The 16927-nt window shown below is 66.6% G+C and carries 17 protein-coding genes; 11 read left to right on the forward strand and 6 right to left on the reverse strand.

The genetic code is table 11. The features are described 5' to 3' along the window. The first annotated feature begins 1086 nt into the window (after positions 1 to 1086). Together JOF57_RS17500 and whiB1 are read left to right on the forward strand one after the other, a co-directional pair. Positions 1087 to 2049 carry a diacylglycerol/lipid kinase family protein gene (locus JOF57_RS17500; protein WP_209918517.1) on the forward strand — a complete coding sequence of 321 codons (963 nt, stop codon included), beginning with the start codon at positions 1087 to 1089 and terminating at the stop codon, positions 2047 to 2049. Between the two features lie 258 nt (positions 2050 to 2307). Next, positions 2308 to 2562 carry a transcriptional regulator WhiB1 gene (gene whiB1 / locus JOF57_RS17505; protein WP_163797573.1) on the forward strand — a complete coding sequence of 85 codons (255 nt, stop codon included), beginning with the start codon at positions 2308 to 2310 and terminating at the stop codon, positions 2560 to 2562. A 182-nt stretch (positions 2563 to 2744) separates the two neighbouring features. On the opposite strand, the gene JOF57_RS17510 is transcribed toward whiB1, so the two are convergent. Together JOF57_RS17510 and JOF57_RS17515 are read right to left on the reverse strand one after the other, a co-directional pair. Further along, complete coding sequence (locus JOF57_RS17510) at positions 2745 to 4244, reverse strand: two-component system sensor histidine kinase PdtaS (protein WP_209918519.1); 1500 nt, start codon at positions 4242 to 4244, stop codon at positions 2745 to 2747. Between the two features lie 37 nt (positions 4245 to 4281). Continuing rightward, on the reverse strand, positions 4282 to 4497 hold the full coding sequence (locus JOF57_RS17515; protein WP_209918521.1) for a biotin/lipoyl-binding carrier protein: 216 nt from the start codon (positions 4495 to 4497) through the stop codon (positions 4282 to 4284). 135 nt (positions 4498 to 4632) lie between these two features. On the opposite strand from JOF57_RS17515, the gene JOF57_RS31435 reads away from it, so the two are divergent. Next, the gene (locus JOF57_RS31435; protein ID WP_003882799.1) at positions 4633 to 4725 is read left to right on the forward strand and encodes a 50S ribosomal protein bL37; all 93 of its coding nucleotides are present in this window, start codon (positions 4633 to 4635) and stop codon (positions 4723 to 4725) included. Between the two features lie 82 nt (positions 4726 to 4807). Here JOF57_RS31435 and rsrA read toward each other — a convergent pair whose 3' ends face one another. Both rsrA and JOF57_RS17525 read right to left on the reverse strand, forming a co-directional pair. Then, on the reverse strand, positions 4808 to 5113 hold the full coding sequence (gene rsrA, locus JOF57_RS17520) for a mycothiol system anti-sigma-R factor (RefSeq protein ID WP_209918523.1): 306 nt from the start codon (positions 5111 to 5113) through the stop codon (positions 4808 to 4810). Continuing rightward, positions 5110 to 5754, reverse strand: coding sequence for a sigma-70 family RNA polymerase sigma factor (locus tag JOF57_RS17525; protein WP_209918525.1), 645 nt, complete (start codon positions 5752 to 5754; stop codon positions 5110 to 5112). Before JOF57_RS17525 ends, rsrA begins: the two co-directional genes overlap by 4 nt. Positions 5755 to 5967: 213 nt before the next feature. Here JOF57_RS17525 and JOF57_RS17530 point away from each other — a divergent pair, with 213 nt between their 5' ends. From JOF57_RS17530 to JOF57_RS17555, 6 genes are all read left to right on the forward strand, one after another. Further along, complete coding sequence (locus tag JOF57_RS17530; RefSeq protein WP_209918527.1) at positions 5968 to 6459, forward strand: aminoacyl-tRNA deacylase; 492 nt, start codon at positions 5968 to 5970, stop codon at positions 6457 to 6459. 121 nt (positions 6460 to 6580) lie between these two features. Then, entirely contained in the window at positions 6581 to 7696 is a 1116-nt protein-coding gene (locus JOF57_RS17535; RefSeq protein WP_209918528.1) for an acyl-CoA dehydrogenase family protein, read from the forward strand. Between the two features lie 2 nt (positions 7697 to 7698). Beyond that, positions 7699 to 8895: an acyl-CoA dehydrogenase family protein gene (locus JOF57_RS17540; protein WP_209918531.1), complete on the forward strand. Its 1197-nt coding sequence runs from the start codon at positions 7699 to 7701 to the stop codon at positions 8893 to 8895. A gap of 3 nt (positions 8896 to 8898) precedes the next feature. Continuing rightward, complete coding sequence (locus JOF57_RS17545; protein ID WP_209918533.1) at positions 8899 to 11343, forward strand: CaiB/BaiF CoA-transferase family protein; 2445 nt, start codon at positions 8899 to 8901, stop codon at positions 11341 to 11343. A gap of 58 nt (positions 11344 to 11401) precedes the next feature. Next, on the forward strand, positions 11402 to 12322 hold the full coding sequence (locus tag JOF57_RS17550; RefSeq protein ID WP_209918535.1) for a LysR family transcriptional regulator: 921 nt from the start codon (positions 11402 to 11404) through the stop codon (positions 12320 to 12322). 19 nt (positions 12323 to 12341) lie between these two features. Continuing rightward, entirely contained in the window at positions 12342 to 12887 is a 546-nt protein-coding gene (locus JOF57_RS17555; RefSeq protein WP_209923459.1) for a M15 family metallopeptidase, read from the forward strand. Position 12888: 1 nt separating this feature from the next. On the opposite strand, the gene mymT is transcribed toward JOF57_RS17555, so the two are convergent. Further along, on the reverse strand, positions 12889 to 13038 hold the full coding sequence (mymT, locus tag JOF57_RS30975; RefSeq protein ID WP_234938165.1) for a copper-binding metallothionein MymT: 150 nt from the start codon (positions 13036 to 13038) through the stop codon (positions 12889 to 12891). A gap of 109 nt (positions 13039 to 13147) precedes the next feature. On the opposite strand from mymT, the gene JOF57_RS17560 reads away from it, so the two are divergent. Both JOF57_RS17560 and JOF57_RS17565 read left to right on the forward strand, forming a co-directional pair. Then, complete coding sequence (locus tag JOF57_RS17560; RefSeq protein WP_209918537.1) at positions 13148 to 13996, forward strand: SDR family oxidoreductase; 849 nt, start codon at positions 13148 to 13150, stop codon at positions 13994 to 13996. 80 nt (positions 13997 to 14076) lie between these two features. Beyond that, positions 14077 to 15705 (forward strand): HNH endonuclease signature motif containing protein, encoded by a 1629-nt coding sequence (locus JOF57_RS17565; RefSeq protein WP_209918539.1) that lies wholly within the window; start codon positions 14077 to 14079, stop codon positions 15703 to 15705. Here JOF57_RS17565 and JOF57_RS17570 read toward each other — a convergent pair. Next, positions 15702 to 16865 carry an NDMA-dependent alcohol dehydrogenase gene (locus JOF57_RS17570; RefSeq protein ID WP_209923461.1) on the reverse strand — a complete coding sequence of 388 codons (1164 nt, stop codon included), beginning with the start codon at positions 16863 to 16865 and terminating at the stop codon, positions 15702 to 15704. The two genes, JOF57_RS17565 and JOF57_RS17570, sit on opposite strands and share 4 nt — an antisense overlap. Between the last annotated feature and the right edge of the window lie 62 nt (positions 16866 to 16927).

Raw genomic sequence — 16927 nt, forward strand, 5'->3', positions numbered from 1 at the left:
GCACTTTCATTGAGGCCTCGGCCTGGCCATCCAACACGTCCGCGACTGGGCCGACCGCTACGGCTTCGACCGCGGCACTTTCATTGAGGCGAGTGGTTCATCCGCGCGGAAACCGAGCTTCCGTTCGTCCCGTCGCGGCTTCGGCCGCGGCGCTTTCATTGAGGCACGCGGGGGATGTTGACTCCGCCGAAGGTGCATGTCGCGCCCGCCGCGGCTTCGGCTGCGGCGCTTTCATTCAGGCAGAATGTCGAGGTGGTCAGGTTGCCGGGACTGTGCCCGCCGCGGCCTCGGCCGCGGCGCTTTCATTGAGGCAACATCCGCATGTGGCATGAGCGCATGGCGGCAATCGGCCCGCCGCGGTTTCGGCTGCGGCTTTCATTGAGGCGGCGACCCGGACGGCCAGGGCGATCTGAAGCGCAAGGTGCCCGCCGCGGCTCCGGTTGCGGCGCATTCATTGAGGCACCGTGAGGAAGTTCGCCATCTTGCCGACCTTGCGCCCGCCGCGGCTTCGGCTGCGGCGCTTTCATTGAGGCATCATCGACAAGGTGATTGTGCCGATCGGTAAGGCCCCGCCCGCCGCGGCTTCGGCTGCGGCGCTTTCATTGAGGCCAGGGCATCCTGCGCAACGTCCTGCCGGAGGACACCCCGCCGCGGCTTCAGCTGCGGCGCTTTCATTGAGGCTGGTCACCGTTGCGGAACACCACCTGCGCGGTCGTCCCGCCGCGGCTTCGGCTGCGGCACTTTCATTGAGGCATGTCGTCAGGGTGGACGAGGTCGCGCCAGTCCCACCCGCCGCGGCTTCGGCTGCGGCACTTTCATTGAGGATTGCCGATGTATGTCGGTCCGGACAGGACGGGCACCACCCGCCGCGGCTTCGGCTGCGGCGCTTTCATTGAGGCCGGCCGTACACCTCGCCCGGTTAGGCTCGTGCTCGTGCCGGCTGCGGCTTCGGCTGCAGCGCTTTCATTAACGTGAGGACCCATGGTGGCCGACACCACACAGTGGAAGTCATTAAGAACTGTGGGCTCGGCACTACGTCCGCCGCGCACGACTGCTGTACACCTTGCCCGGTTAGGCTCATGTCCCGTGCGTGCCGTGCTGATCGTCAATCCGAACGCGACCTCGACCACCCCGGCCGGGCGTGACCTGCTCGCCCACGCGCTGGAAAGCCGGGTGACGCTGACCGTCGAACACACCAATCACCGGGGTCACGCCATCGAGATCGCCCGCGATGCCGCCCGTGACGGTGTGGATGTGCTGATCGTGCACGGCGGCGACGGCACGGTCAACGAGGTCGTCAACGGCCTGCTGGGCGACTGTGGGACCCGTCCCGACCCCGCCCTGGTACCCGCGGTGGCCGTCGTGCCGGGAGGTTCGGCCAACGTCTTCGCCCGGGCCTTGGGTATCAGCCCCGATCCCATCGAGGCCACCAACCAACTCGTCGATCTTCTCGGCGGCTATCGGATGGGGCGCCCGTGGCGCCGCATCGGCTTGATGGACTGCGGTGAGCGCTGGGGAGTGTTCACCGCCGGGATGGGTGTGGACGGTGACGTGGTGGCGGCCGTCGAGGCCCAACGCTCGAAGGGACGCAAGATCACCGCGTCGCGTTACATCCGGGTGGCGGTGCGCGAGTTCCTGACCAGCGTGCGCCGGAAACCGACCCTCACACTGCAGTTGCCGGGCACTGCCCCGGTCGACGGGGTGCACTTTGCGTTCGTGTCGAACTCCAGTCCGTGGACGTATGCGAACAGCCGCCCGGTGTGGACGAACCCCGACACCACGTTCGACACAGGGTTGGGCGTGTTCGCCGTCACGAGCATGAATATCTGGGCGAATCTGCGAGTGGTCCGGCAGATGGTGTCCCGCAACCCGCGCTTGGCGGCCAAGCATCTGATCCGTGACGACAACGTCTCAACGGTCACCGTGACGAGCAACACGCCTGCCGCCTGCCAGATTGACGGAGATTACATCGGCCTGCGCGAAACGATGACGTTTACGTCGGTCCCCGCGGCTTTGAGCGTCGTCGCCCCGACGAAGAAAATTGATTGACCTGCGCAAACGCACCGCTTAGGGTGGAATTAGGGCGCAGCTAGATACAGAGTGTAGTACACAGGAGTGAGGGTTCCGGTCACCGCCCCACCCAGTGACTTTGCCCACGTGTTAACTCAATGCTATTGACATCTGTTCAGCCTGTGAAACCATCAATGCAACAGTGCAGAAACATTCGTGTGCACGCGTTAACAGCCGAAGAAAATCTGGTGCGCTTTGCCGCGCACAGATCACATGTCTAACGAGGAGTTTGATCTTATGGATTGGCGCCACAAGGCCATCTGTCGCGACGAGGATCCGGAGCTGTTCTTCCCCGTGGGAAACAGTGGCCCGGCGCTCGCCCAGATCGCCGACGCGAAGCTGGTGTGTAACCGCTGCCCGGTGACCACCGAGTGCCTCACCTGGGCCTTGGACTCCGGCCAGGACGCCGGCGTGTGGGGCGGGATGAGCGAGGATGAGCGTCGTGCGCTCAAGCGTCGCAATGCCCGCACCAAGGCCCGCACCGGAGTCTGACCTTCGGTCCAGATCCCGACTCAAGCCATGGCCCCGACGAATGTCGGGGCCATGGCTTGTTTTTGCGACAATTACCCGCAGCAAATTGCGTAATTGTCATCACATCTTCGTATTGACGCAACTGCGTAATTACTTCGGTGGTACTGACGTCCCACTGTGAACCTGCTGTGCCCGGCCGGCCTTCACTGAACGCCGCGACCCCGCCTACCGATCGGCACCCGCAGCACCACATCGGTTCCGCCCGACGCGACATCATGCATGCCCAGGGAACCGTCCAATTCCGCGGTGACCAGGGTTCGCACGATCTGCAGACCAAGCCGGTCGGACTTCTCCAGGCTGAACCCGTCGGGCAGCCCACGTCCGTCATCGTGCACCACGACGTCGAGCCAGCGGGCCGAACGCTCGGACCTGATCGTCACGCAGCCCTGTGGGGTTTCGGTGTCGAAGGCGTGCTCGATGGCGTTCTGCACCAGTTCGGTGATCACCATGATCAACGCGGTCGCCCGGTCGGCGTCGAGCACGCCGAGCGCCCCGTCTCGGTTGATCCGGATCGGGGTATCCACCGAGGCGACATCGTTCATGATCGGCAGGATCCGGTCGATCACCTCGTCGAGGTTGACCTCCTCGTCCACCGACATCGACAACGCATCGTGTACCAGCGCGATCGACGACACCCGTCGTACCGATTCGATCAGCGCCTCGCGGGCCTCCAGGTTGCTGGTTCGGCGCGCCTGTAGCCGCAGCAGAGCCGCCACGGTCTGCAGATTGTTCTTCACCCGGTGATGGATCTCCCGGATGGTCGCGTCCTTGCTCAACAGGGCGCGGTCACGCCGTTTGACCTCGGTGACGTCGCGGATCAGCACGGCGGCACCGACCGGGGCGCCATGCACCACCAGCGGCAGCGTCCGCATCAGGACGGCCGCGCCGCCGGCGTCGACCTCCATACGCATGCTGGAACCACCGGCCAGCGAGTCACGCACGTGGTTGGCCAACTCCTGGGCCTCGAACACGTCAGAGATCAACGGGCGGGTGATGGCGACCAGATTGTGCCCGTCGAGCTCGGAAGCCAGGCCCATGCGGTGATAGGCCGAGATCGCGTTGGGGCTGGCGAAGACGACGTCGCCGACCCGGTCGAGCCGGATGAAGCCGTCACCCACCCGCGGGCTGGAGCGGGACATGGCCAGATCGCCGACGTTCGGGAAGGTGCCCTCGGACAGCATGTGGAGCAGATCGCTCGCGCAGTCCAGGTAGGCGCCCTCCAGCGGGCTGGCCATCCGACGGGCGGCCAGCGCGGTCTGGTGGGTCAGCACCGCAACCACGTGATCGCGGTGGCGCACCGGGACCGCTTCGACGTTCAGCCCGGGAAGATCGGGCGAATGTCGTTTCGTACCACCGTTTCCCCGACCGATCGCACCCGATTCGAAGGCCGTGGCGACGATACCGAGATCCGCTGCCGCGGCCAGGGTGCCGACCGAGTCGGCCAGCAAGACGGTAGGGGCGGTGTTGGGCCGCACCTGCGCCACACACACCAGCACGTCGTCGTCGCGGCGCACCCACATCAGATAGTCGGCGAACGACAGATCTGCCAACAACTGCCACTCCCCGACCACCGCATGGAGGTGGTCCACCGCGCTGCCGGGCAACACGGTGTGCTCGGCGAGCAGGTCACCGAGAGTGGACATCAGCCAACGTCCCCGGAGAGCAGGGAAACGAACCGAGTCAGTCGATCACCGCGATGAGATGGCCGGCCTGGATCACGTCGCCCTCGGCGACGTTGACCTTGGTGATGGTGCCCGCGACCTCGGCGAGGACCGGAATCTCCATCTTCATGGACTCGAGCAGCACCAGGGTGTCCCCTGCACCGATCTGATCGCCCTCGTGAACGACGACCTCGAGCACACTGGCCACGATTTCGGCGCGAACGTCCTCGGCCATCTTCACCCCACTTCACTTCGGCGCTAATCCGACTACTTCTGCGGCCTATATCGAACCACAACCCCGGGTGGACAGCGCCGCCCCCGGGGCATGAGACACTAGGGAGCAAGCTCTTACACCATCTGGAGGATCATCATGGCCAAGCGTGGCCGCAAGAAGCGGGACCGCAAGCACTCGAAGGCGAACCACGGCAAGCGCCCCAACGCCGGTTCGAAGTCAGTGCGCTAGCCGCTTCGGCAGACTTTGACCGCCCGACTCCCTTCGGAGATCGGGCGGTTTGTCGTCGGGCCACCCGGGGCTATCTGCCCCGTCAGCCCCGGATGATCGTGGTCTGGCTGATCTGGATGCGCAGCCGTTCCCGCAGCGCCTCGGGGGCCCTTTCACCGCTGCACTTGGCGGCGATGAGGTTCTTGACACGCTCCTCGACCCCGTAATGACGCAGGCAAGCCGGGCATTCTTCGAGGTGGTGCTTGAGCTTGTCGCGGCTTTCGTCGGTGCATTCACCGTCGAGCAACGTCCATACCTCGGCGATCACCGCCGCGCACTCCGGGTGTTCAGGGTCGACGGGACCGACCGGCGGGTTCCAGCGCTCGTCCGCACCGTGCTTTTCACTCATGACGAGACCTCCTCCGGCTCACCAAGCTGCTGACCTCGGATGAAACCGCGATCCCTGGCCACATCCGCCAGCAGCTCACGTAGCTGCTTGCGGCCGCGGTGCAGTCGGGACATCACCGTCCCGATGGGAGTATCCATGATCTCGGCGATCTCCTTGTAGGGGAAACCCTCGACGTCGGCGTAGTACACCGCCATCCGGAATTCCTCGGGTAGCGCCTGCAGTGCCGCCTTGATCTCGGTATCGGGCAACGACTCCAGCGCCTCGACCTCCGCCGACCGCAGACCGGTCGACGAATGCTCGGCACTGGCCGCCAACTGCCAGTCGGTGATCTCGTCGGTCGGGTATTCAGCCGGTTGACGCTGCTTCTTGCGATAGCTGTTGATGTAGGTGTTGGTCAGGATGCGGTAGAGCCACGCCTTGAGATTCGTCCCCTCGCGGAACGACCGGAAGCCGGCGTACGCCTTGACCATGGTTTCCTGGAGCAGGTCCTCGGCATCGGCGGGGTTGCGGGTCATCCGCATTGCGCCGCCGTAGAGCTGGTCCAGCAGCGGGATGGCATCACGTTCGAACCGGGCGGTCAGCTCAGCATCGGTTTCAGGCGGCTGCGGCGCGTCAGGCTCGGCCTGCTCGACGTCAGTCATCGGGGGAAACACCTTCCCTTCTGTCGCGGCGCCACCAAGAGGTCCGGAATACCAGTAGGTATCCGGCGGCCGTTCCAGGCATACGGTTGGCACCAGAATCCTCCTTACAGATCCTAGAGCGTGCTACCGACAAGTAGCGCTGAGCAGGTGTCGAGAGCAATAACAGCATTCAGCGGCCGCAATGTTCCCGGGCGTGCCCGCTACCCTGTGCCGATGGCCCGCGCAGCAACCCCGGCGATCGCTGCGCTGGTCGCCGCAGGTATCGACCATCAGGTCGTCCAGTACCACCACGACCCCCGCAACGATTCGTTCGGTGCCGAGGCGGTCGCAGAGCTGGCCGCTGAGGGCTTCGCCGCCGCGCAGGTGTTCAAGACACTGGTCATCGCACTGCCCAGAGGGCTGGCGGTTGCGGTGTTGCCGGTGCCGACCAAGCTGTCGCTCAAGGCTGCCGCCGCGGCCCTCGGGGTGCCCAGAGCCGAGATGGCCGACCCGGCCGCGGCGCAGCGCTCCAGCGGATACGTAGTGGGCGGGATCTCCCCGCTCGGACAGCGCAAGCCACTACCCACCGTCGTCGACGCCTCGGCGTTGGCCTTCGAGAAGGTGCTGTGCAGCGCAGGAAAACGAGGGTGGGACATCGCCCTCGCCCCGGCCGACCTGATCCGGGCAACCGGCGCGGTGACCGCCGCAATCGCTGTCACCGCCTGACCCGGCCGGCCCGCCTTCGACTTCGGCATGTCGCAATCGGAAACGTACCGGTGTCCGAATCCGTGATTTACACCACGCCACATCCCCGATTGCATGGACGCGACGAGGAAGGCGGGTGCATATGACGATCAGCGTGACCGAGCGCGCGGAACTGGCCGCCGCGGTCTCCGAGCTGCTGCACGACGAGTGCACTGAGCAGGACGTGCGCCGGGTGATGGGCAGCGACGACGGATTCGACCGCGAGTTGTGGCACAAGCTCGCCGCCCAGGGAGTCACCGGCCTGCTGGTCGACAGCGAGTACGGCGGCGTCGGCCTGGGCGGCCTCGAACTTGAGGCCGTCGCCGAGGCGACCGGGGCCGCACTGCTCCCGGCACCCTTCCTGTCCAGCGTGGTGTTGGCGTCGGCGCTGATCGGGGCAGCAGGTACCGACGCCGACAAGCAACGTCTGCTTCCGAGTCTCGTTGCCGGAACCTCGGTGGGGACGGTCGCGCTGACCGGTGCCCGCGGGACGTGGGCGCCGGAGGGCGTCGCGGTACGTGCCGCGTCGGCCGACATCAAGGAGGGCGCTGACCACACCCTGACCGGCAACGCGCACTACGTCATCCACGGTCAGGTTGCCGACCTGATCCTGGTCGTGGCCCGCATCAACGGAGACTTCGGCATCTTCGAGGTCGCCCCCGACGCCGAGGGTTTCGTGCGCACGGCCGCAACGGTTTTCGACCCGACCGTGCCGCTGTCGACCTACACGTTCGACGCCACCCCGGCCCGTCGTCTCGGCACCTCGGGATGGGACGCGGTGCGCCACGCCCTCGACCTCGCGTTGATCGCACTGGCCGGCGAACAGGTCGGCGGGGCCCGGCGAATCTTCGACATCACCGTCGATTACCTCAAGACCCGGATCCAGTTCGGCCGCCCCATCGGCAGCTTCCAGGCGCTCAAACACATGGCCGCCGACCTGCTGGTGCAAGTGGAATCGGCTACCTCGGCCGCCCAGCACGCCGCGGCCGAACATGACGCGGGTAGCGAAAAGGCCAGTGGAGCAATTGGTCTGGCCGGGTTTACATGTGCCGAGGCCTACCACACCACCGCCATGTCGGCGATCCAGATGCACGGCGGTATCGCTTTCACCTGGGAACACCCCGCACACCTGTTCCTGCGCCGGGCCCGCACCGGCCTGCAACTGCTCGGCGGCTCGGGGTTGCACCGCGAGCGCTACCTCTCGGCGAAAGGCGCCTGACGATGACCGCCAAGGACCTGCCCAGCGCCGATGAACTGCGCGCCGAGGTACACGACTGGCTCGCCCAGAACTGGGTCGGACTACCGAAATCGACCGATCCGTGGGTCAGCTCGCCCGAGAAGGTGGCGTGGCTGCAGAAGGTTCTCGACGCGGGCTACGCAGTGCCGACATACCCCACCAATTGGTTCGGGCGGGAGTACCCGAATGCGCTGGCCGCGGTGATCGAGCAGGAATTCCGGGCGGTCAAGGCGCCCGGTGCGCGCCAGGACAAATACAGCATCCCGGCCAACACCGCGCTCAAGTTCGGCACCGATCAACTCAAGACCGACCTGGTGCGTGACTTCCTGACCGAGCGGATCCGCACCTGCCTGCTCTACAGCGAGCCCGGCGCCGGATCGGATCTGGCGGCCGTGCGCACCACCGCGGTGCGCGACGGCGACGAGTGGGTGGTCAACGGACAGAAGGTGTGGACGTCGGGAGCCACCACCGCCGAGTACGCGCTGCTGATCGCCCGCACCGACTGGGACGTGCCCAAGCACAAGGGCTTGAGCTTCTTCATGATTCCGATGCGCCAGCCCGGCATCGATGTGCGTCCACTGGTGCAGGTCACCGGAGAATCGCACTTCAACGAGGTGTTCATCACCGACGCGCGCGTGTCGGACGCCTACCTGCTCGGCGGTGAGGGCAACGGGTGGCGGGTGCTGCAGACCGCGCTGGCCTACGAACGGTCGATCATGGGCGACGGCGGACGCGGCTCGCGCAACCGGACCCGGGCCGACGACCTCATCGGCCTGGCCCGCGAGCACGGCCGCCTGGAGGATCCGGCGGTCCGCGAGAAGCTGGCCGACGTGCTGGCGTTGCGGGAACTCAACTCGCTCAACAACGCCCGGGCCAAAGCCGCTGCGGCGCAGGGCACGTCCAGCTCGATCATGTCGCTGGGCAAGCTGGCGATGTCGACCATCCTGCACGCCGAGGCGCGCCTCAAGACCGAGATCATCGGCGCTGAAGCACTTCTGGCCGGTCCCGACAATCCCGAGGCCGACGACATCAACTTCCTGACCCTCAACGCGTTCTTCACGTCGATCGGCGGCGGCACCGACCAGATCCAGCGCACCATCATCGGCGAGCGCGTCCTCGGTCTGGCCAAGGAACCCGAGGTCGATCGCGACATCCCCTTCCGCCAGGCCCGCCGGAGCTGAAAAGTGGCCAACCCGAACATCTATGACCCGCCGCTGGCCGGCGTTCGCATCCTCGACCTGTCCCGTGGTCCGATGACGGCGGTGGGGCGCTTGCTGGCCGATCTCGGCGCCTCGGTAACCCAGGTGCACCTGTCCGGTGTCACCGAGGAGCCCGACGATCGCCTCGCCGCGGGTGTCGGGGTCGACCCCGACTCGGTGAGCATCGCGATCAACCGACACGGCCTGAGTTCGGTCGTCATCGATCCGTCGATCCCCGACGACCGCCGACGCTGGATTCACCAGCTGGCCGGGGCCGACATCCTGATCGAGGACACCCGCCCCGGCTCGGCTGCAGAGAAAGCCTTGGCGGCGCGCGATATTCACGCTGAACACCCGGGCCTGGTGATCCTGTCGCTCAGCGATTTCGGCCGTGAGACCAGCTACCGCGGCTGGCACGCCACCACCCCCGTGCTCCACGCCCTCACCAGTGAGCTGTCCCGCTCGGGCATCCCGGGACGCGAACCCCTGGTACCACCGGCTGCGCAACTGCCCTATCACGTGGCGGCGGCACAGGCCGCGGTGATGACGATCAGTGTGTACCTGGACCGGTTGCGCACCGGCGAAGGCGATCTCATCGACTTCTCGATTCTCGACGGGGCCATGCAGACGCTCGATCCCCCACACGGAACGGTGGGCACGGCCTCGGCCGGGGTCGCATTGAGCGCTCAACGCCGCGACTGGAACGCCGAACGTCTGCGGTACCCGATCATCGCCTGCAAGGACGGGCATGTGCGGATCTGCCTGCTGGCAAAACGTCAGTGGCACGGCATGTTCGAGTGGATGGGCCGGCCCGAGCAGTTCGCCGACCCCTCGTTCGACCGGCTGCGGGTGCGGTTCGGCTCACCGGAGCTGCTGGCCGCCATCGGCCGGTTCTGCGCCGGGCAGACCCGGGCCGAGTTGGAGGTCGCCGGCCAGCGCCACGGCGTACCGACGGCGGCCGTGCTGACGCTGGCCGAAACCCTCGGCACCGAACAGGTCATGAGCCGCGGGTACTTCCACGAGGTGGAACTGGCCCCGGGGATGTCAGCACCCGTGCCGGCCGGTGTCGTCGAGATCGACGGGCACCGGGCCAACGCGCTGACCCGATCCGACCACGAGGCCGACCGACGCCCGCGCCACATCGACGTGGCACCGCTACTCGCCGGCCGCCCCCGCCGAAACGAAGGCCTTCCACTGGAGGGTTTACGCGTACTGGATCTCGGCGTGATCGTCGTCGGGTCCGACACCGGACGGCTGTTCGGCGACCTCGGCGCCGATGTCATCAAGATCGAGAATTCCGCGTTCCCGGACGGTCTGCGCGGCAGCCTGACCTCGGTGTCGCCGACCTACGCCGCCGGTCACCGCAACAAGCGTTCGATCGGCATCGATCTGCGGATCCCGCGGGGCCGGGCCTTGGCGCACCATTTGGTCGCGATGTCCGACGTCGTGCTGACCAACTTCAAACCGGGGGTGGCCGAGTCGCTGGGAATGGACTATCAGACCTTGCAGGAGCACAACCCTGGCATCGTGGTGGTGGACAGTTCGGCATTCGGGCCCACCGGGCCATGGGCGAAGCGGATGGGCTACGGCCCGCTGGTACGCGCGGCGGCAGGGTTCACCGACCTGTGGGTGTACCCGGATGAACCGGAGTCGTTCTGCGACACCGTCACCGTCTACCCCGACCACGTGGCCGCCCGGATCGGTGCCCTCGGCGCGCTGGCTCTGTTGCTGCGCCGCGAGCGCACCGGGACCGGTGGGTCTGCCAGCGTCGCGCAGTCGGAGGTGATGCTGAGCCATCTGGCCGGCGAGATCGCGGCCGACGTCCTGGCGCGTCGTGGGCACGAACCTTCGGCCCGAGCAGTCCACGATGCCCCGTGGGGCCTGTTCCCGGCTGCCGGCGAGGACACCTGGCTCGCGGTCACCGTGCGCGATGACGCGGATTGGGGCGCGCTGTGCCGGTCGATCGACCGCCCGGACCTGGGCGCCGACCCACAGCTGGGCACCCGTGCCGGCCGGGACGCTCACCGCGGCCGCATCGACGAGGCCGTACGGGCCTGGACGTCACAACGCCGGGCTACCGAAGCGATGAACCTACTGCAGTCGGCCGGCGTGCCGGCCGGAGCAGCGCTCCATGCCGACGACGTCGCCCGCTGGGACTACTACGTGCAGCGGCGCACGTTCCGCGAGGAACTGCACCCCCACGCCGACGAGCCGTTCACCATGGAGAACGTGCAGATCCATTCGGATCGCATCGCTGACCCGCCGCTGCGGCAGGCACCGTTGCTCGGCGAGCAGACCCGCGACATCGCCGCCGAACTGTTGGGCCTGGACGACACCGACATCGCTGAGCTGATCGCCACCGGCGTGCTTGAAGTCCCGCAGAGCGCCGACCGCGGGCGGTCCGAACAGCCAGAGCCCGCCGGACACTGATCGCGCGTCTCGTACGATTCGTGGGTCACCCCGCCCACGTCACGCCGGAAAAGACCGCATGGACTTCACCAGACTCTCCTACTTCGTGGCGGTCGCCGAGGAGCTGCATTTCAAGCGGGCCGCCGACCGGCTGATGATCACGCCGCCGCCGCTGAGCAAGCAGATCAAGCTGCTGGAGAAGGAGCTCGGCGGGCAACTCTTCGAGCGCAACTACCACGAGGTCCGGCTGACATCGCTGGGCGCCAAACTGCTCGGCCCGGCGCGCGAAATCCTGCGCCAGGTCGATGAAATGAAGGCCACCGCGACCCGGCTCACCGAGGGAGCCGCGACGGTCCGGGTGGGGGCGACCGCCTATGCGCCGTCGGATTTCGTGGCGCAGGTCCAGACCGCCGTCGCGAACCTGGCGGTGCCCACGGAATTCAGCGTTCCCGGGTCAGCTGCCGAGGTGACGGCCAAGCTGGTGTCCGGCCATCTCGACCTCGGGCTGATCCATCTGCCCACCGCCGACAAGCGGCTGCAGTACCGGGTGGTGGCGACCTTCCAGGGCGCGGTGGCGGTGCGTTTCGACGATCCGCTGGCCACCAAGGAGCTGGTGTCGATCGCGGAGCTGCGCGATCGCGACGTGGTGATCGACTTCGCCCGGCCCAATCCGGTCATGCTGGCCGGGCTGACCCGTGCCCTCCACGCGCGTGGGGTGACCCGCATCGTGCGCACCACCAACCAGTTCGGCGGCGAACTGGAGATGGCCGCCCAGGTGTTCAACCGCCACCTCGTCGCGGTGGTGCCGTACGCGCCCGAGTCACTGATCGGCAAGATCTTCTCGCCGCCGGAGTTCACGCTCGTACCCATCGACGAGACCACCTGGGCGCCGGCCCGGATCGCCCTGGCCTGGGTGCCGGAGCGTGTGAAGGATCCGGCCGGGATCGAAGCGCTGGTGGCTGAGCTCACGATCGCCCTGGCCCGGGGACGGGCGCAGTAGTGTGGTCCCGGTGATGCCGATGATGGTGGGTGCAACGGTGGCCTCGGGTGTCGCCGCACTGGTGACCCTGTTCGGCACGTCCGCCCCGTCCCCTCAGATCCGGCTGGTCGACGACACCGTCCCGATGACCCAAGGTGACGGCTCGCTGCCCGACGGGCAGGTCCTGACCCCGTTCGACGTGCAGAACCCGGCGATCGGCCGGTTGGACCCGCGCCTGCTGGCCGCTGTTCAGAACGCCGCCAACGCCGCGGCCGCCGACGGCGTCACCATGACGATCAATTCAGGGTGGCGGTCGGCCGACTTCCAGCAGTCACTTCTCGATCAGGCCGTGCAGACGTACGGCAGCCTCGCGGCTGCCCGCCAGTACGTGCAGACGTCGACGGCGTCCCGGCACGTGACCGGTGAAGCGGTCGACGTCGGGGGCCCCCAGGCCGATCACTGGCTGATCGCCAATGGCGCACGCTTCGGGCTGTGCCAGATCTACGCCAACGAGCTGTGGCACTTCGAGCTCGTCGCTGATCCAGCGGGCACCTGTCCCCCGCTGCAGCCCAACGCTGCGGGCTGACCTATTCGGTGACCGGCACCATGTCGGCGCCGCATGTGCATTTGTAATTGCTTTCGGGGCCTTTGCAATGGCATTCGGACTCGACGCGGATCCGGCACCCACAGCCCTCGTGAGCACAGGTCAGCACGGTCCCTGCCGGGACGACGCTCATGGTTCTTCTCCTTGTCTGGCGCAGTCGATGGCACTGTCCCCCCATCGTCCGCCTGTTACTGCCCTGCACCGTCGAAATCAGGACAACCGGGTCGGCCTATCGTGTCTCTATGACTCTGTCCGGGAAGACCATGTTCATCTCCGGCGCCAGCCGCGGTATCGGCCTGGCGATCGCCAAGAAGGCCGCCGCCGACGGCGCCAACATCGCGCTGGTCGCCAAGACCGCCGAACCGCATCCCAAGCTCGAGGGCACCGTTTACACCGCGGCCAAGGAGATCGAGGAGGCCGGTGGGCAGGCCCTGCCCATCGTCGGTGACGTGCGTGATGGTGACTCGGTTGCCGCTGCGGTTGCCAAGGCCGTCGAGCAGTTCGGCGGCATCGACATCTGCGTCAACAACGCCTCGGCGATCAACCTCGGCTCCATCGAGGACGTACCGCTCAAGCGCTTCGATTTGATGAACGGAATCCAGATCCGTGGCACCTACGCGGTGTCGCAGGCCTGCATCCCGCACATGAAGGGCCGGGAGAACCCGCACATCCTGACCCTGTCCCCGCCGATCCGGCTGGAGTCCGAGTGGCTCAAGCCGACCGCGTACATGATGGCCAAGTTCGGAATGACGCTGTGCGCGTTGGGTATCGCCGAAGAGATGCGTGAGGCCGGGATCGCGTCGAACACGCTGTGGCCGCGCACACTGGTGGCCACAGCCGCGGTCCAGAACCTGCTCGGCGGAGACGAGGCCATGAGCCGCGCCCGCAAGCCCGACGTCTACGCCGATGCCGCCTACGCGATCTTCAACAAGCCGGCGCGGGAGTACACCGGGCAGAGCCTGCTGTGCGAGGACGTGCTGCTGGCCAACGGTGTCACCGATCTGTCGGTGTACGACTGCACACCCGGCGGCGACCTCGGCGTGGACCTGTGGGTGGACACCCCCAATCCGCCCGGATACGTCCAGCCTTAGAACTGGCCCGTCAGGCGTTTGCCCGCCTGACAAAGCGAGAGTTCAGCGACAATCGAAAGTCGTTGCCGAGCTGCAAAAACATGAGTAATATCGAACATGTGTTCGAATTGCTGGATGTTCCGTCGCTCACCGACGCGGCACTAGTCGATGCACTGCAGAACACGACCCGCGCCGAGGCGGTCGCTGCCGCCGAACGCCTGGGGATCATCGCCGAAATCGTGACCCGGTATTGCGACGACGAGGACGACGTGTCCGCCCATCTGGCCATCGACGGGTGGGAAACTGCGGCCGCGGCGGTCAGTGCGGCCTGCAACCTGGGCCGCCACGCCGCCTCGGCACAGATGCGTATCGCCCAGGCCCTGCGCGAGCGACTGCCGAAAGTCGCCGAGGTGTTCCAGCGCGGCGAGATCTCGGCGAAAGTGATCGCCACCATCACGTGGAACACCCAGCTCGTCGTAGACCCAGACGCGCTGGCCTTGATCGACGCCGCCCTGGCAGGAACCGCCACCAGCTACGGAACCCTGTCTGTGCACAAGGCCGAGCAGGCAATCGATGTGTGGGTGGAGAAGTTCGACCCCGCCGCGGTCCGGCGTGGCCGCCGCGGCGCACGCGATCGCGACATCAACTTCGGTGACTCTGACGATCCCAACGGCACCGTGTCGATCTGGGGACGGTTGTTGGCCACCGACGGCGCCCTCCTCAAGAACGCGCTGACCGAGATCGCCCGCAGCGTGTGCGATGCCGACCCTCGCACCACGGCCCAGCGCCGCTCCGATGCGCTCGGGGCGTTGGCGGCCCGCGCCGAGCGGCTCACCTGCCTGTGCGGTAGCGCGGACTGCCCCGCCGCCGGCGCCGACCCCCGCTCCAGCAACGTGGTGATCTACCTGCTCACCGACACACTCCCGGCGCCCGCCGAGGAGCCCGGGCACAACGACGCACCACCGGAGCCGCCAGAGGCAGATGATGTAACAGTCGAAAATGATTGCGCTGCAACCGAACCTACCGACAACGCTGCCCAGGCTGCCGGGAAGACAGGCGCCAAGGACGTCGCTTCCCGCGATGCGCGGTTGCACGGCGAATCTGCAGACTTCGCCGCTGACTCCCAACCGGCCGTCACCGGCAGCCCCGCGGTCATCCTCGGCGGCGGCATCGTCCCGGCACCCTTGCTGGCCGAGTTGATCGCCACCGGCGCCACCGTGAAGCCCGTCTCCGACGCCGGCGCACGCGGCACCGAAAACCACTACCGTCCCTCCGCGAAACTGGCGGCGTTCATCCGATTGCGCGACATGCGGTGCATGTTCCCCGGCTGCGGCGTGGCCGCACAGCATTGCGATCTCGACCACGCCACCCCGTGGCCCCAAGGTGCCACCCATCCGGGCAACCTCGGCCCCAAATGCCGAACCCACCACCTACTGAAAACGTTCCCGGCAGCCGACGGCGGTTGGACCGACGTACAACATCCCGACGGCAGCCACACCTGGACCTCCCCGACCGGACAGATCTACCACACCACCCCGTTCAGCCAGATCCTGTTCCCGCAATGGAACATCCAAACACCACCACCACCGGCCGAGCCGGCACCGGCATCGCAGCCCAACCGCGACATCAAGATGCCAACTCGCACTCGCACCAGACAACAAACCCGCACCCAACGCATCAACGCTGAACGCCGACTCAACGAAGAGGGCGGCAAAGCCCCACCGTTCTAAGGGAACTCGATCACCCCACGGATATTGCGGCCTTCACGCATATCGGTGATCGCGTCGTTGATCTGATCGAGGCGGTACCGCCGAGTCACCAGCTCGTCGAGTTTGAGGTGGCCGTTGCGGTACATGTCCAACAACATGGGCATGCTGGCGCGGGGGTTCATACCGCCGTAGAGCAACCCCTTGAAGGTCTTGCAGTTCTGCAGCATGTCGACCAGCAGCATCGGCACCAGGCTGAACTCGATCTTCGGGACGCCGGTCATCAGGCAGGTGCCGCCCTTACTCGTCAACATCAACGCCGGGGCGATCATCTCGGGACGGACCACGCTCGGCGTGAGCACCACCCGGTCGGCCATCACCCCGCGCGTCAGTTCCTGCACCAGCGGGATCGCCGCCTCGATCGACGGACAGGTATCCGTAGCGCCGAAGAATTTCGCCGTATCCCGTTTGAAATCAACGGGATCCACTGCAATCACCAGATTGGCGCCCGCAGCGCGGGCACCCTGAACCGCATTGATTCCCACCCCGCCGGTGCCGACCACAACGACGGTGTCGCCGGGTTGCGTTCCGACGCCGACGGTCCCCGAACCCCAGCCGGTCGTCACGCCGCAGGACAGCAGTGACGCCGCCTCAAGTGACACCGAATCGTCGAGCTTGATCACCGATTGCTCGGCGAGAACGGCATATTCGGAGAACGTGCCCAGCTGACCGAAGGCCATCAGGTCCTCGTCGCCGACGTGATGCCGCACGGTGTTGTCGGTGACCATCTCTTTGGCCATCATCATCGCCCCGTTGTCGCAGAGGTACGTCCTCCCCGACACACACCAGCGGCATGTGCCGCACGCAGCGATGAACGACAGCCCCACGTGGTCACCCGGATGCACCGACCGAACCCCCGGACCGACCTCCTCCACGACACCGGAACCTTCATGTCCACCGAGCATCGGGAAGTAGTCCGGCACGGGCACACCCATCGCCTCGTACATCGCCACCAACTCCGGCGAAGGGACCATGTCACCGGTGGCGAAATGGTCGTCGGTGTGGCAGATCCCGGCCACCGCCATCTTGACCAGCACCTCGCCCTCACGAGGTGGATCGAGGGTGATCTCCTCGATCGCCCAGTCCATGCCGACGCCGCGCAGCACTGCACCCCGGCATTTCATCGCCGTGCTTCTCTCGGCTTCGCCGGTGATTCGGTCATTCATCGAGCATCTGCCCGCCTCAC

Source organism: Mycolicibacterium lutetiense (assembly GCF_017876775.1).
Taxonomy (GTDB): Bacteria; Actinomycetota; Actinomycetes; order Mycobacteriales; family Mycobacteriaceae; genus Mycobacterium; species Mycobacterium lutetiense.

What these genes read in the sequence shown, in the direction of transcription:
- mymT (WP_234938165.1), bottom strand. Translation starts at nt 13,038, where the DNA reads ATGAGCGTCGTCCCGGCAGGGACCGTGCTGACCTGTGCTCACGAGGGC.
- JOF57_RS17540 (WP_209918531.1), top strand. Translation starts at nt 7,699, where the DNA reads ATGACCGCCAAGGACCTGCCCAGCGCCGATGAACTGCGCGCCGAGGTA.
- JOF57_RS17525 (WP_209918525.1), bottom strand. Translation starts at nt 5,754, where the DNA reads ATGACTGACGTCGAGCAGGCCGAGCCTGACGCGCCGCAGCCGCCTGAA.
- JOF57_RS17560 (WP_209918537.1), top strand. Translation starts at nt 13,148, where the DNA reads ATGACTCTGTCCGGGAAGACCATGTTCATCTCCGGCGCCAGCCGCGGT.
- JOF57_RS17570 (WP_209923461.1), bottom strand. Translation starts at nt 16,865, where the DNA reads ATGAAATGCCGGGGTGCAGTGCTGCGCGGCGTCGGCATGGACTGGGCG.
- JOF57_RS17515 (WP_209918521.1), bottom strand. Translation starts at nt 4,497, where the DNA reads ATGGCCGAGGACGTTCGCGCCGAAATCGTGGCCAGTGTGCTCGAGGTC.
- JOF57_RS17510 (WP_209918519.1), bottom strand. Translation starts at nt 4,244, where the DNA reads ATGTCCACTCTCGGTGACCTGCTCGCCGAGCACACCGTGTTGCCCGGC.
- JOF57_RS17565 (WP_209918539.1), top strand. Translation starts at nt 14,077, where the DNA reads ATGAGTAATATCGAACATGTGTTCGAATTGCTGGATGTTCCGTCGCTC.
- whiB1 (WP_163797573.1), top strand. Translation starts at nt 2,308, where the DNA reads ATGGATTGGCGCCACAAGGCCATCTGTCGCGACGAGGATCCGGAGCTG.
- JOF57_RS17535 (WP_209918528.1), top strand. Translation starts at nt 6,581, where the DNA reads ATGACGATCAGCGTGACCGAGCGCGCGGAACTGGCCGCCGCGGTCTCC.
- rsrA (WP_209918523.1), bottom strand. Translation starts at nt 5,113, where the DNA reads ATGAGTGAAAAGCACGGTGCGGACGAGCGCTGGAACCCGCCGGTCGGT.
- JOF57_RS31435 (WP_003882799.1), top strand. Translation starts at nt 4,633, where the DNA reads ATGGCCAAGCGTGGCCGCAAGAAGCGGGACCGCAAGCACTCGAAGGCG.
- JOF57_RS17530 (WP_209918527.1), top strand. Translation starts at nt 5,968, where the DNA reads ATGGCCCGCGCAGCAACCCCGGCGATCGCTGCGCTGGTCGCCGCAGGT.
- JOF57_RS17555 (WP_209923459.1), top strand. Translation starts at nt 12,342, where the DNA reads ATGATGGTGGGTGCAACGGTGGCCTCGGGTGTCGCCGCACTGGTGACC.
- JOF57_RS17550 (WP_209918535.1), top strand. Translation starts at nt 11,402, where the DNA reads ATGGACTTCACCAGACTCTCCTACTTCGTGGCGGTCGCCGAGGAGCTG.